This window comes from Thermococcus cleftensis (genome assembly GCF_000265525.1).
GTDB lineage: Archaea > Methanobacteriota_B > Thermococci > Thermococcales > Thermococcaceae > Thermococcus > Thermococcus cleftensis.
Genome location: NC_018015.1, coordinates 44,878 through 57,342, shown reverse-complemented (window position 1 = coordinate 57,342; position 12,465 = coordinate 44,878). Strand labels below are relative to the sequence as shown.

Sequence of the window (12,465 nt, the reverse complement as noted above, 5' to 3'; positions counted from 1 at the left end):
AACGTTGCCCTAAAAGTGTAAAGAAAAAAGCTCACTCTATTTTCGCCCCGCAGACCGGGCAGAACTTCGCCCCCTCCGGGACTACGTGGCCGTTGGGACAGCGCTTGATCTCGTGCCCGCAGTAGGGGCAGAAGCGCGCTCCGGCTGGAATCGGCTTGCCGCAGTAGGGGCATATCTCCTGGCCCGCTTGTTGAGCCGGTTGCTGGTATCCTGCAGGCGGAACGCCCCCACCGGCGTAGGGCTGTGCCGGCTGTGCTGGTTGAGCCGGCTGCTGAAGGAGCTGGGGCATCACCACCATTCCCGTGCCTATCGCGGCCCCCTCGCTCTTCCCAAGCTCCGCCGCGACCTGCTTCGCGGTGTCCATCTGCATAACAGCCTGGGCATTGCCAGTCTGCATTATCCAGAAGAGCCTCTGGCGCCACTCGTCGGTCGTGTTCACACCTTCAATCTTCACATCGACCAGTTCAAGGCCGAGCCTGCGGAAGTCCTCCATGAGCTTCACCTTGACCTGCGTGCTGACCATGTCGAGGTTCTGGAAGAGGTCGACGATTGAGTAGGCGCTGAGGTGCTTCATCATGCCCTCGTTGAAGTAGGCGCGAATGAACTTGGTGACGTCAGCAGTGTCGTAGAGGCTCTGGCCACCGACGACCTCGGTGATGAAAAGAACGGGGTCAGCGACCTTGAACCAGTAGACACCGTAGTACTTGACCGGGGCGAGTTCCCTCGTCTGCGTTTCTCCTCCGTAGCGCCCCTGGAACTGCTTCATGCTGACGAAAATCACCGTCGCCTTAAACGGGCTGTTTGAACCGCCAACGAGCCTGTAGAGGAGTGGAAGATTCTGCGTCGTCAGCGTGTGCCTTCCGGGGCCGAGAACGTCGTAGATCTTGCCGTCGCGCATGAAGACCGCTACCTCGTACTCGTGGACTATCAGCTGGGCGCCCCACTTGATGACCTCGTTGGGGTAGCGCCAGATTATCTCGTCCTCACCGGGGTTTACCCACTCTATGACCTGAGCCATCTCACTCACCCGCCGCGAAGCTCATTCTCTTGCCAAGGACTTCCTCGAAGTTCACCAGCTTGTCGTCGAGGTTCAGGACGGCCATGCCCAGAGCCTGTGGGTTCGCTATCTGGCCGTTCAGGGCCTTAACCTCGTTCAGTATCTCCTCGGCCAGCTCTATCATCTTGGCGTCGTATTCCAAGAGCCTGTTGAGCTCCTCCTCCTTGAACTTCACCCTGTCAAAGTAGCCCCTGTAACCGGCCTCCGCGTGCCTCACCCTGCTCTCCAGGGCCATGAGCTTCTTTCTCAGGTTGTCTATAGCCACTAGCTGGGCACAGCTTACCATGGCGCAGCGCTGTAGAGCCCGCTCCATCTCCCTCCTGGCCAGGGCAAGAGTGTCAGCCACCTTTCCACGGACGAGCCTGTCGTCCTCCCTTATGAGTTCCTTCTTCTTGTAACCGTGGAAGCCCGGTATGACGAGTTCGAGCTTCTCAACTATCGATGTTTCCTTTCCCATAACCAACACCTCACATAGGCTTGAAATACAGGTTGCCCCTGTTGAGCCTCATAACCTCGCTTACCTTCCTCCTCTTCACGGCCCCTTTCCGGAATATGCCGAAGGCTCCGGCGCCAGCTGAGATGAGTCCGCCGATGAGGCCCCAGGCACTCCCGTAAATGCCGGCCGCGGCTATGCCGAAGACCAGGCCCGCGCCGAGAACACCTGCCCCCAGGAGGCTGGCCTTCTTCCTCGCCCCGCTCATGAGCGGGTACTCCGCCTGAACGACCCTCCCGTCGGTGCCGTCGACGTAGCCGGCAAAGCCCTCCCCACCGTACTCGTAGTGAACCTCCCAGAGGGGATAGTGAACGAGTCCCTGGTACTTCACCTCTATCTCAAAGTCGCCCAGGGACTTGTCCTCCTGCGAGGCCTCGCTCAGCAACGCACTCTCGATGAGCTTCCTCGCCATAGCCTCCGCCTCTTCCCTCGATATCTCCGGCTCGTAGTACCTGCCCTTCTTGACCACTGCCTCATCGAAGAAGCGCTTGCCCCTGATGGGGAAGGGATAGTCCCTGAGAAGCTCCCTGAAGGGCGAGCCAGCGGGTATTCCCACGAAGCGGACTTCCTCTATCGTCCCCCACCGCTTGCTCTTCCCGTGGAGGTAGAAGAAGTAAACCGGCACCCAGTGGAGTTCCTTTTTAGTCACCTTTGCCCCGGTTATGTCGGCCGGAGCACCGTACTGCCTTGAGAGGAACTTGAGCAGAACACCACCGGCGTCTTTCCTCATCGGCGGAAAGAAGAAGTGCTCTCCGGCCTCTTCCCCGGTCTCCAGGTGGAAGGTGGTTCCGCAGTAGGGGCACGTTACCACGCTCACCGTGTCGGGAACCTTGAACCTGGCCGAGCAGGTTGGACACTGAACCTCCATCTGAATCACCTCTTAAGCCCTCCCATGAAGTTCCCCATGAATCCCGTGCTCCTCTCCGTCCTCTGTCCCTCCAGAACCAGCGAGCCGAAGTAGCCTCCCGCGCCGGCGCCGATTATCAGTGAGAGCAACGAGACCATCGCGGAGCCGTTGGCACCGCCGTAGGCAGCTCCAGCGGCACCTATCAGGACGCCGAGGACTATGCCTGCCATGTACTGGGCGCGCCTCCAGATCGGCATGGGCTCGGTGGCGGCTACGTCCTTTCCGTCCCAGCCAGCGAAGACGGCGTGGTATATCGAGTTCTCGTGTTTATAGTAGACCGTCCACATCGGGAGGAGAATCAGGGAGACGTTCCTCGGTTCGTCGGCGGTTACGTCGAAGCGCTCTATTCTGTCCGCCTTGGCCGAATAGCGGTTCCTTATGACGTCTATGGCGTCCTCCCGCATCATCATCTTGGCCTGGACCTCGTCCATCTCCGTGTTGAGTACCTCCAGCTTTATCCTGCCCCACTCCCCCTCGTCCAGCTCGAGGAGTTTCTTTCCCTTTGGCCTGTGTCGGGAGTAGTGGGCGATTATGTCGTCAACGCCAAAGCTCTTGACCTGCCTCCTCGCGGAGCCTATTAGGCCGAGGGTCTCATCGACGTGGTCATGGTAGTGCCTCTCTACCGTGTGGCAGTGGGTTTCGCCTTCGGAATCGGTGTGGCACTCCTCCTCGCGCACCATGTACTCGACGTCACCCTCGACGTGAACATCGCCCACCCAGTAAGGGGCGTAGTGGCCTTCGATGTCAACTATCTCAATCTGTTCCTTCATCCTCTTCAGGTCGAAGTCCCTCTCAACGCGCTTCCAGAAGGCCTTGGCTATGGCGTTTTTATCCATCGTTGGAACGATGTGAATGTTCTCAGTCTTCAGGTTGCCACTTATGTGGTTTGGAAAACCGCAGTATGGGCAGACCGCTACTATCGTCTCGGGAGACACCTCGAGAGGCGCACCGCACCTCTCACATCTAAAGCCTTGGGGTTCCATCATCATCACGACTTGGTCAGTTTGTTTCTTCATGTATATAAGGATAATGAGGTATCACGGATCAAAGGTAAGAATTTCGAAGTTTTAAATTCAAATGTTACGAAGTTTAAACCAAAGGTTTAAAAAATGAACCTACCACTTTTGTCTAGGCTACAAGAAATTGTGAAATTCACAAGGTGTAAAGAAATGATATCCGAAGTGAAGAACACTGTTGGAACTTCACCCGTTTGGACCTTTGATCCGTTTGGGCATCTTTACCGCATATGGGGACATATGAGTGAACCCCCAGAGGGTGCAGTACCCCACCTCGTCGGGATACTTGAGCTCATGGGGGACAGGATAACTGGAATGGAAGTTGAGGTAGTGTTCCACGACATGGAAAGACGACTGACCTTCAGAGACGACCACAGGGTGTATTTCCTCGTGCCGGTAAACCCGTTGGAAGGCGTGGAGGGTGCCTATCTTCGCCTTCAGGAAGTCCTGGGTGAGGTCGTATGAAGCGCAGAGAGACCTCCGTGGAGATAAACGCTCCCCGGGAGAACATTGAAAGAATACTGGAAGACGCACCTCAGTTCATCACAAACTGGCCCTATGTGGTGAAGGTGAGTACTAAGAACGGCGTTCAAGCGGAGATACTACTACCCAGATTTGTATTCAAGTTTGGAGACACCTACGCGTTCACTGTAATGACCGACAGCAGTAGTTACATCTACGAGGGAATTGGTAGAAAGAGCCATTTGACGGCTACTGTGACGTTAAAAGAGTGGCAAAAGAGCGTTACCGCAAACGTCGAGCTCTCGTACCAGGGAAGAGGGGAACTCCTGTTAGGAAAGCCCCTTGAGATACTCACCAAGGGGATTGCCAAGAGCCTGAAGGAGCTAGCTGAGAACCTTGGTCCGATCCCGTCACCATCGGCCTCATCAAGTATCGTCGATGGAGTAGACTTCTCCGACCCGATGAGCGTGGCGACGTTCCTGTCCAAGTCAAAGATGGTGCACAGCGGACTCCACATAGTCCAGAAGGGCGGTCTGCTGAATGTCATAACGGAGATCCGTGACAGACTGAGCGACAGCGTCCTCTACGTCTCCGGTGTCACCCAGGACGGGAGCAGGTCCTTCAAGCTCCTCCTGAGGGGCAGCCAGGTGCTCGCGGTGGAGTACCGGGACCAGAACGGTAGCAGGGTTGTCAAGGTTGAGGACGAGAACACCGCCAGGGAGGCCCTCGAGATAGTCTCCGGAATCGAGGGGGCGTACATGGTGAATGTATGGGTTCCAGTTGGAGGTGCCTGAGATGATAAGGAACATGAACAGCTACCCGCTCTACGACGACGGGGAACACAAGGTTTACTGGCTCGGCATAGAGGAGGCCGAAGACGAGAAGGGGATACTCACCAACCAGTACCTGGTGATAGACGGCAACGAGGGGGCGCTGGTGGAGCCGGGGGGCTTCTTCGTCTTCTCGAGGGTGCTGAGGAACGTCTCGTCACTAATCCCACCCACGCAGATAAAGTACCTCATGTACTCCCACCAGGACCCGGACGTCGTCGCCGGCCTGAACCTGTGGTTCGAGTACGCACCCTTGGCCAAGGTGGCCGTCTCGGAGCTCTGGGTTAGGTTCATCCCCCACATGGCCGTGCTGAGCGCCGGAAGGACGATCGGAATCCCTGACGGGGGAATGGAGTTCAAGCTCGGAAACTCCGTGATAAGGGCAGTCCCCGCCCACTATCTCCACAGTCCAGGTAACTTCGCCTTCTACGACGAGAAGAGCGGAATACTCTTCAGCACGGACATAGGTGCGGCCGCTTTTCCGGAGGGTGAGTGGTACCTTTTCGTCGAGGACTTCGAGGAGCACGTTAAGCACATGGAGGCCTTCCACAGGCGCTACATGAGCTCAACCAAGGCGCTGAGGGCATGGGTTCGCTCAATCAGGAAGCTGAAGCCCAAGGTCATAGCTCCCCAGCACGGTGCGATATTCCGGGACGAGAACGTTGGCAAGTTCCTCGACTGGCTCGACGGTCTCGAGGTCGGGATAGACGTCTTCGAGAAGGAGTTTTACGGGGACTAAGTCCCCAGCATCTTTTTCACGAGCTCGACGAGCTCCCAGAGGTTCTCGACGTAGTGGTCGGCCCCATCGACCCTTTCAAAGCGCGTGACGTTTACCGTTTTTATCCCCGCGTTTTTACCGGCTAAGACGTCGTTTGAGCTGTCGCCAACGAGGAGAACCTCTCCGGGCTTCAGGTTGAGGGCGTTCAAAGCTTTGTTCACGAGGTAGGGGCTCGGCTTCACGCCGTCCAGATAGGAGTAGTCCTTCCCGAATACGACGTCAAAATGCTTATCAAGCCCAAAGGCCCCCAAAACGAGCTCGGTGTTGTCCTGGGAGGCGTTGCTCACCGCGGCAAGCTTCAGCCCGAGATTCCTGAGCTCTCCAAGGGCTTCAACGTCCGGGAAGGGTTTGATCTTTCCCTCGCGTAGGAGCCTCTCGCGGTAGGCCCTGTTTGCCCTGTCCATCGCCTTCCAGAACTCGACGTGGTCTATGCCAAAGCGCTCGACGTACCTTCTCGAGAGCTCACCCTTCACGATCCGCCTGAAGGTTTCCCAGTCGAGAACCACGCCGAGCCTCTCCATTGCTGGCCGTCCGACCTCTTCGTACCAGCTCTTCAGGGTATAACCCTCGTAGTAGACCAGGGTTTCATCAACGTCGAATATCAATCCCCTAATCATGCCTCGGCCTCCTGGACTGCTCATCACCAATCAGCCGGTTGATCCCTCGTCATCGGCGGTGAGGATAGGAAAAAGGGGTTAAAAGGTTTCAGAACAGCTCCTCGAGCTTGACGTCGATCTTGTCCGGGTTGAAGGGCAGGACGTGCCTGGTGGTCTTCGGGGAGTAGACCTCACCACGCTTGACGAGTTCCATGACCTCCTCCTTGCTTGGGGCCTTCCTGATGAAGACGTAGTCGATCTCGCCCTTGGCCATATCCTCGCGAGCGTCCTCCTTGAGGCCGTAGTAGATGAGCTCGATCCTGCCCTCGACGCTCATCTCGTCGAGAACCTTGCTGACTTTCTTCTGCTCTTCAAGACCACCCGGAACGGCGAAGACCTTCTCACCGACGATGGCAAAGGCAATCTCTCCCCTCTCGGCCTTCTCCTCCGCCTCGGGATCCTCGACCACCTCAAGCCCCTCTGCCTTGAGCCTCTCAAGAACCTCCTCAAGGTTTCCCTTGAAGGCAGGGTACCAAGTGTAGACCTTGACGTCGTCGCTGAAGTAGTCGAGTATGACGGAGGGAGCCCTCTTCGCTCCGAGCTTCTGGAGGCCTGCCCAGCGGTGGTGGCCATCGACGATGAGGTACTCGTCGGTTCCCGGAATCTTGGCGAGGAGCATCGGCTTCCAGAAGAGACCGGAGCCTGTGACGCTCTCGATGAATGCCTCGAGCTCCTTCTGGACGAGCTGTTCGTGGGGCTTCATCTTGTCGAGCTCTATGAAGACGTAGTCCACCTTGACGGTCGGGATATCGTACTTCGGAACCTTTTCAACTCCCATCTTCAAACCCTCCGTGAGCCTAACCGGCGAAGGAGAATCGGGACCAGGGATAAAAAGGCTTTCCCCCCATATGACCAAGACCACCCGATGATTCTGCGCTTTTGGTACAATAACAATGAAGATTCTTCCGGGACAAGCGTTAAAACTCCGGACGGTTATATAACTTCGATGAGGAACGTAGCCGATCTGCCCCTCCACGGCGGCCGCGTTCCCGCGTGGCTAGCACAAAGAATGAGAAAGCTCACCCGGTTAGTTCTGATCCTGGCGGTTGAGGAGTACGGCACCAAGGGACTCCTGGAGAGACTCTCCGACCCGGTGTGGTTCCAGGCCTTCAACAACGTCATCGGAATGGACTGGGACTCCTCAGGCTCGACGACCGTAACGGCGGGCATGATAAAGGACGCCCTCTGGAGGGAGGAGCTTGGCGTGAAAGCTGCAGGGGGCAAGGGGAAGAAGAGCCGCGCCACGCCAGAGGAGCTGAAAACCATAGCCGAACTCTACGAACTCGACCCGGAACCCTACGTGAGGACATCGAGGCTTGTGGCCAAAGTTGACACGGTTGCACTCCAGACCGGCTACCAGCTCTACCACCACGTCTTCTTCCTCGATGAGGAGGGCAACTGGGCGGTGGTACAGCAGGGCATGAACGAGGCCGAAAGGATGGCGAGGCGCTTCCATTGGTTCGACGCCGAAACCTTTACCCTCGACCCCCACAGTGCCATCTCCGGTCTGAGGAGAGAGTTCGCCCTGAACACGGTATCGAAAGAATCGAGGGAGTATCAGAAGACGCTCCTCGACGTGGTCCAGGAGAGCCCGGTTAAGATAGAGCGCGAGCTTGAGAGCCTGAAAGCGCTCGCCAAAGGCTACCGGCCGCTCGTCTACTACAAGCCCCGCGATGTCGATGAGGTTTCCATTATGAAGCGCTACGAAAGTCTGGGAAGGTTTGAGCTGAACAAGCGAGCTTTAGAGTTCGCCCGCGAGCTGAGCGTTTCGAACTATGAAGAGTTCCTTCTCCTGAAGGGCCTCGGCCCAAGCACTCTTAGAGCCCTGTCGCTCGTTCTTGAACTCGTCTACGACGTCCACCCGAGCTGGAAGGACCCCGTAACTCACCCGCCCGACCCCTTCAAGTTCACCTACGCCGTTGGCGGTAAAGACAGGGTGCCGTTCCCGATAGACAAGCCGGCCTACGACGAGCTTATTTCCTTCCTGGAGGAGTTCGTCTCAAGGCACCCAGAGGAGAAGGCCCTCGTCCGGAACGTGACGCGGATAACGAAGAGCTGGAAGTTCCCAGAGGAAGAGAAGAGATCCACCTAAACCTTTTTAACTATCTGGATGATAGTATACTATCGGGGTGGTAGTTTGTACTTTGATGAGAGACCCAAGGTCAGGAGAGAGGACCTCTATGACAGGGAGAAGGAGTTGGAAGAGTTACTAAGTGCCATAAACTCACGGAAGCCCCTCATACTGCTCAAAGGAATACGCAGGCTTGGGAAGACCTCCCTCCTAAGGGTGGCCCTCAACGAAGCGAAACTCCCCCACGTTATAGTTGATCTCAGGGGGGTGAATCCCAACTCAAGGCGCGACCTATACCTCCGCTTTCAAGCGGCACTCAACGAATACCTATCGAAAAACGCTCCCCTCCTCAAAAGAGTGAAGGACAAGATAAGGCTCATAGAAGGTGTGAGGATTTCCGGTGTGGGAGTCTCGCTCTCGTGGAAGAACCCCGAAACGTTGTATTCCCTGATCTCCGCCCTTGAAAGCGAGGGGTTTGTAATAGCGTTCGATGAGGTTCAGGAGATTAGAGGGCCAGCCGGAAAGGAGCTGGCTTCACTGATAGCCCATTTCTATGACTATGGAGAGACGAGCTTCATATTAACCGGAAGTGAGGTCGGACTGCTCTATGACTTCGCAGGTATTGAGGACCCCACTGCCCCCCTTTACGGGAGAATTTTTCACGAGATAGAGCTTTCACGGTTCTCAAGAGAGCAGAGCATCGATTTTCTACGTAAAGGCTTTGAACAGGCAGGAATAGAAGCCCCCAGTGGAATTCTGGAAGACGCAGTCAACAGGCTTGACGGCATAGTTGGGTGGCTCGTTAAATTCGGGGTAATCTCTCTCAGGGAGGGACTGAGCAGAAAAACAGTGGATAGGGTTCTTGAAGAAGCGTCGAAGATGGCTTTGGGAGAGCTTGATCGCTTCCTTGAGAAGAGACCCCTCGCAAGAAAGCGATATTTGACCGTTCTCCACGCAATAGCTCGCGGAAGAAACACTTGGAGCAAGCTGAAGACGGAGCTTGAAAAAGCGGAAAAGCGCGAGATAACAGACGCTACCCTCGCCAGGCTCCTTGATGCCCTCCTCAAGGCCTCGTTTATAGAGAAAAAGATCAACGGCAGGAACATTACCTACCACATAGCCGACCCCGTGTTAGAGTTCGCGTTGCGGAGATAAAGCGGGTTATTACAGAAAGCAGGCAAAGTTTTCGGGGGCGTGGGGGCAAAACCCCCACTACGGGGGTTTGAGAGTACAGAGCAAGCTTTAAGAAAACTTGACCAAAAGTTGGTAGCTCTTTTATAATGTTGCACTCTGAGGGTGGGTTTCTAAACTCGAGGTCAACTTTTCCTGTGAGAACCTCCAAAGATTCCTTGCAAAGGGGTTTGACTTCGAAAAGATGTCCGAAGGGCATCAAAAGAAAGCAAACCCTACACAAAGAGGCTTTTAAAGCAATTCTCCACACTAAACTGCTCCAATAATAAGAAACCCCCTGGAAACCGGCATTTCAAGAAGGAGCTACGAACCTTGATCAAACTTCGCGCAGGCGAAGTTTGTAACTGGTGGGCCCGCGGGGATTCGAACCCCGGACCTCCACCTTGTAAGGGTGGCGTCATAACCGTCTAGACCACGGGCCCGCCCACCTTCGGGAACGCTGGAAAATTTATAACGTTTTCGCATTATTATCTGGGGGATTGGCATGGATAGGATTAAACTCCTCGCGGGTCTCTCGGCGGTTCTCATTTTAATTGCAACGGGAGCAACTTGGGCCATCACGAGAGACATCAACACGACCATTGTAATCCTCACGCTTGCATCGACCCTCGCCACGGTGATGATGGCGGTGACAATCTACGAGCTTGACATAGCGCTGAAGGAACTTAACTTCGAAGCAGTCAGCGAGGTTTACGAAATGATGGACGAGAACCTCAAGGAAAACATAAGTAAAATCAAACGATGGCACGCGGAGGACCTCCAAGCGGGACGGATTTCTGGCGGAGTGCTTGTTGGTCCTGCAAGTGGCGATTTCCTAAAAGATGAAGAAAGGGTAAAAGCAGTAAGCGATGCAAGCAGAGTTCTCAACCGCGTCGGTTACTTCATCTACCGCGACTTCGTTGGAGATTGGTTCATTCAGGAGCAGTACGCGGGTTTAATCCTGGAATCCTTCTTAGCAATGAGACCGTATCTCAAGGCTCTACGGGACAGCAGGGAGTGCGAAGGCAACGAGGAGTGTGAAAACGGCCCCTGGTTCCTGAGGCGTTTTTACCTCCTTCTCGTCGTGATTAGCTACCAATACTTGTGCAAGAACTTCAATAAAAACTGTGAGAAGGTCTTTGAGAAGTACAAGGAGTCCGTAGGGAAACCAGTTCCTTCAAAATGGCTCGCCGATGACGTCAAAAGCTGGCTGAAAAAGAAGGGATACAAAGAGTATCTGAAGGAAAATGCTTAACCGACTCCCCTCCTAACCTTCACCGCCAAACCGCTCCCGAAGACCTTCAGCTCCTCACCGTTCAGGAGCGTCTGTCCCGTCGCCAGGAGTTCGTCTTTTTCGTTCACCACGAGAACCTCGTCGTAGGGCCTGATTGAGGGGTCTGCATCGACCACGAACTTGGCGAAAACGTTCTTTCCGCGCCTCGCGAAGGGCTCTGCATCTGAGTTCACAACCACCCTCATTCTCGGGAACGGCAGAACCTCGTGGAGCCTTTTTGCTCCCTCGATGCCGAGGGTCAGCAAACCGTCCTCCGCTCTGAAAGTTGCGAGGTGCTTGCCCTTCGCCTTTATCTGCCTCGGCATGCCCGTCTTCCTTGAAAGCTCGACGAAGGCATCTTTGAAAGCCTCGCCGGCCCCTTCGCCGAACTGGTACTCCGCTATGGCCATGACGTACTTCCTCGCTTCACTTTTCCTCGGCTTCTCTATTGTGAAGTCCTCCTCGCCCTCGCTCTGGGCGAAGGGGTAGCTCAGGCTCAGATACCTGGGAATCTCGCCGAAGATAGGGTGGCTAACTTTCTCGGGAAACTTTCTGGCAACCCTTTCAGCCCTCTCTTTGGCGCGCTGGACTATCGGCCAGCCCATAGCTTCCTCACTCACCTTGAAGAAGGCGCTCGCCTTGGTCACCGGTTCGTTCTTTTCAAGATAATCTCTGTACTCCAGCAGCCGCTTGTAGGCCGCGAACATCTTCGGGTGGCTTCTTGCCCTTTCATCGACGAGCTCCCAGAGGGTTCCCTCCTTTATCGCCTGTTTGACCCTGTTCAGCTCCTCGCGGATTACCCAGAGGTTGTGAAGGGCCAAAAGCCTCGTTCTCTCTTCCTTCGGCATCTCGCGGAGCTCCTGGGGCGTGTAGCGCGAGCACACCGGACAGGAGCATGGGAAATACTCCAGCTCGTCAAGCCTCTTGGTGCCCTCTGGTGTTAAATAGCGGTCGTCCTTGGCGTAGAGGGCGTAGCTCGCTGAGTCGAAGAGGTCAACCCCCATCGCCACGGCCAGGGCAAAAATCATCGGGTGGCCCGCACCGAAGAGGTGAACCGGCCTGTCGGGCCTTAAACCGAGCTTTGAAGCTATCACCACGTCCACCAAGTCTCTGTATCGGTAGCTCTCCATCAGAGGGACGACGGCTCCCACCGGGTGAATCTCGAAGTTCATCTCGCTGAGCTTTTTAGCGGCGTAGGTTCTCAGGTCCGGATAGGTGGAACCCTGCACGGCCGCGTTCATGGCAATGTTTTTAACCTCCTCAGCCTCCTTCGCCCTCTCAAGGGTTATCCTCAGGTCCTCCTTGGCCTTCTCCCTCGGTGCGTCGGGCGGGGTCGGAATGTCGAGGAACGTGCCTATATCAACGCCTATCCTCTCCTGGAACTCGATTATCTCGCGGTTCGTGACCTCGACCTCGCCGTAGCGCATGAGCTGGAAGGAGCCGGAATCGACCTCGATGATGCCGTCGTAGTCGAGCAATCGGTGGATTCCAACTTCAAGCGCCTTCTCGCGCAGCTCAGGCGTCTTGTAGATGATGTAGGAGTTGGTGATGATCATGCCGAAACCCATCTCTTTCAGTTCCTTCGGCGTCACTATCAGCTGCTTCGGATTGATGACCGGCATTATGGCGGGGGTCTCCACGGTTTTCCCGTTAACGGTCAGCTTCCCTATCCTTCCCGCGGCGTCTCTCGCCTTTACCTCAAACTTGAACTCGACCATCTCGCAACACCTCAAGAACCTTCGGCGGTCGGTT

General features: G+C 55.7%; 13 protein-coding genes and 1 tRNA gene. 6 read left to right on the top strand and 8 right to left on the bottom strand.

The window, feature by feature from the left end; genetic code table 11:
• Positions 1 to 31: 31 nt before the first annotated feature.
• Genes CL1_RS00315 through CL1_RS00300 form a run of 4 tightly spaced genes read right to left on the bottom strand, consistent with a single transcriptional unit; the run spans position 32 to position 3,440 of the window.
• Positions 32 to 1,018, bottom strand: a complete 987-nt coding sequence (locus CL1_RS00315; protein WP_014787919.1) for an SPFH domain-containing protein — start codon at positions 1,016 to 1,018, stop codon at positions 32 to 34.
• 1 nt (position 1,019) lies between these two features.
• Positions 1,020 to 1,514: a hypothetical protein gene (locus CL1_RS00310; RefSeq protein ID WP_014787918.1), complete on the bottom strand. Its 495-nt coding sequence runs from the start codon at positions 1,512 to 1,514 to the stop codon at positions 1,020 to 1,022.
• A gap of 10 nt (positions 1,515 to 1,524) precedes the next feature.
• A complete protein-coding gene (locus CL1_RS00305) occupies positions 1,525 to 2,418 on the bottom strand; it encodes a zinc ribbon domain-containing protein (protein WP_014787917.1) in 894 nt (297 codons plus the stop codon).
• 5 nt (positions 2,419 to 2,423) lie between these two features.
• Positions 2,424 to 3,440 (bottom strand): zinc ribbon domain-containing protein, encoded by a 1,017-nt coding sequence (locus CL1_RS00300; RefSeq protein ID WP_048151629.1) that lies wholly within the window; start codon positions 3,438 to 3,440, stop codon positions 2,424 to 2,426.
• Between the two features lie 273 nt (positions 3,441 to 3,713).
• Here CL1_RS00300 and CL1_RS00295 point away from each other — a divergent pair, with 273 nt between their 5' ends.
• The 3 genes from CL1_RS00295 to CL1_RS00285 are packed head-to-tail and all read left to right on the top strand — an operon-like array spanning position 3,714 to position 5,504.
• Positions 3,714 to 3,938 (top strand): hypothetical protein, encoded by a 225-nt coding sequence (locus tag CL1_RS00295; RefSeq protein ID WP_148267249.1) that lies wholly within the window; start codon positions 3,714 to 3,716, stop codon positions 3,936 to 3,938.
• Positions 3,935 to 4,729, top strand: coding sequence for a hypothetical protein (locus tag CL1_RS00290; protein ID WP_014787914.1), 795 nt, complete (start codon positions 3,935 to 3,937; stop codon positions 4,727 to 4,729). Before CL1_RS00295 ends, CL1_RS00290 begins: the two co-directional genes overlap by 4 nt.
• Before the next feature lies 1 nt (position 4,730).
• On the top strand, positions 4,731 to 5,504 hold the full coding sequence (locus CL1_RS00285) for an oxygen-binding di-iron domain-containing protein (RefSeq protein WP_014787913.1): 774 nt from the start codon (positions 4,731 to 4,733) through the stop codon (positions 5,502 to 5,504).
• Here the strand turns inward: CL1_RS00285 and CL1_RS00280 are convergent.
• Both CL1_RS00280 and serK read right to left on the bottom strand, forming a co-directional pair.
• Positions 5,501 to 6,160: an HAD family hydrolase gene (locus CL1_RS00280; protein ID WP_014787912.1), complete on the bottom strand. Its 660-nt coding sequence runs from the start codon at positions 6,158 to 6,160 to the stop codon at positions 5,501 to 5,503. The two genes, CL1_RS00285 and CL1_RS00280, sit on opposite strands and share 4 nt — an antisense overlap.
• An 88-nt stretch (positions 6,161 to 6,248) precedes the next feature.
• Positions 6,249 to 6,977 (bottom strand): L-serine kinase SerK, encoded by a 729-nt coding sequence (gene serK, locus CL1_RS00275; protein WP_014787911.1) that lies wholly within the window; start codon positions 6,975 to 6,977, stop codon positions 6,249 to 6,251.
• A gap of 168 nt (positions 6,978 to 7,145) precedes the next feature.
• On the opposite strand from serK, the gene CL1_RS00270 reads away from it, so the two are divergent.
• Both CL1_RS00270 and CL1_RS00265 read left to right on the top strand, forming a co-directional pair.
• Positions 7,146 to 8,291: a DUF763 domain-containing protein gene (locus CL1_RS00270; RefSeq protein ID WP_014787910.1), complete on the top strand. Its 1,146-nt coding sequence runs from the start codon at positions 7,146 to 7,148 to the stop codon at positions 8,289 to 8,291.
• A gap of 45 nt (positions 8,292 to 8,336) precedes the next feature.
• A complete protein-coding gene (locus CL1_RS00265) occupies positions 8,337 to 9,425 on the top strand; it encodes an AAA family ATPase (RefSeq protein WP_014787909.1) in 1,089 nt (362 codons plus the stop codon).
• A gap of 381 nt (positions 9,426 to 9,806) precedes the next feature.
• Here the strand turns inward: CL1_RS00265 and CL1_RS00260 are convergent.
• A tRNA-Val gene (locus tag CL1_RS00260) sits at positions 9,807 to 9,883 on the bottom strand.
• A gap of 62 nt (positions 9,884 to 9,945) precedes the next feature.
• On the opposite strand from CL1_RS00260, the gene CL1_RS00255 reads away from it, so the two are divergent.
• On the top strand, positions 9,946 to 10,695 hold the full coding sequence (locus CL1_RS00255; RefSeq protein ID WP_014787908.1) for a hypothetical protein: 750 nt from the start codon (positions 9,946 to 9,948) through the stop codon (positions 10,693 to 10,695).
• Here CL1_RS00255 and tgtA read toward each other — a convergent pair.
• Positions 10,692 to 12,431: a tRNA guanosine(15) transglycosylase TgtA gene (gene tgtA, locus CL1_RS00250; protein ID WP_014787907.1), complete on the bottom strand. Its 1,740-nt coding sequence runs from the start codon at positions 12,429 to 12,431 to the stop codon at positions 10,692 to 10,694. The two genes, CL1_RS00255 and tgtA, sit on opposite strands and share 4 nt — an antisense overlap.
• Positions 12,432 to 12,465: the final 34 nt, after the last annotated feature.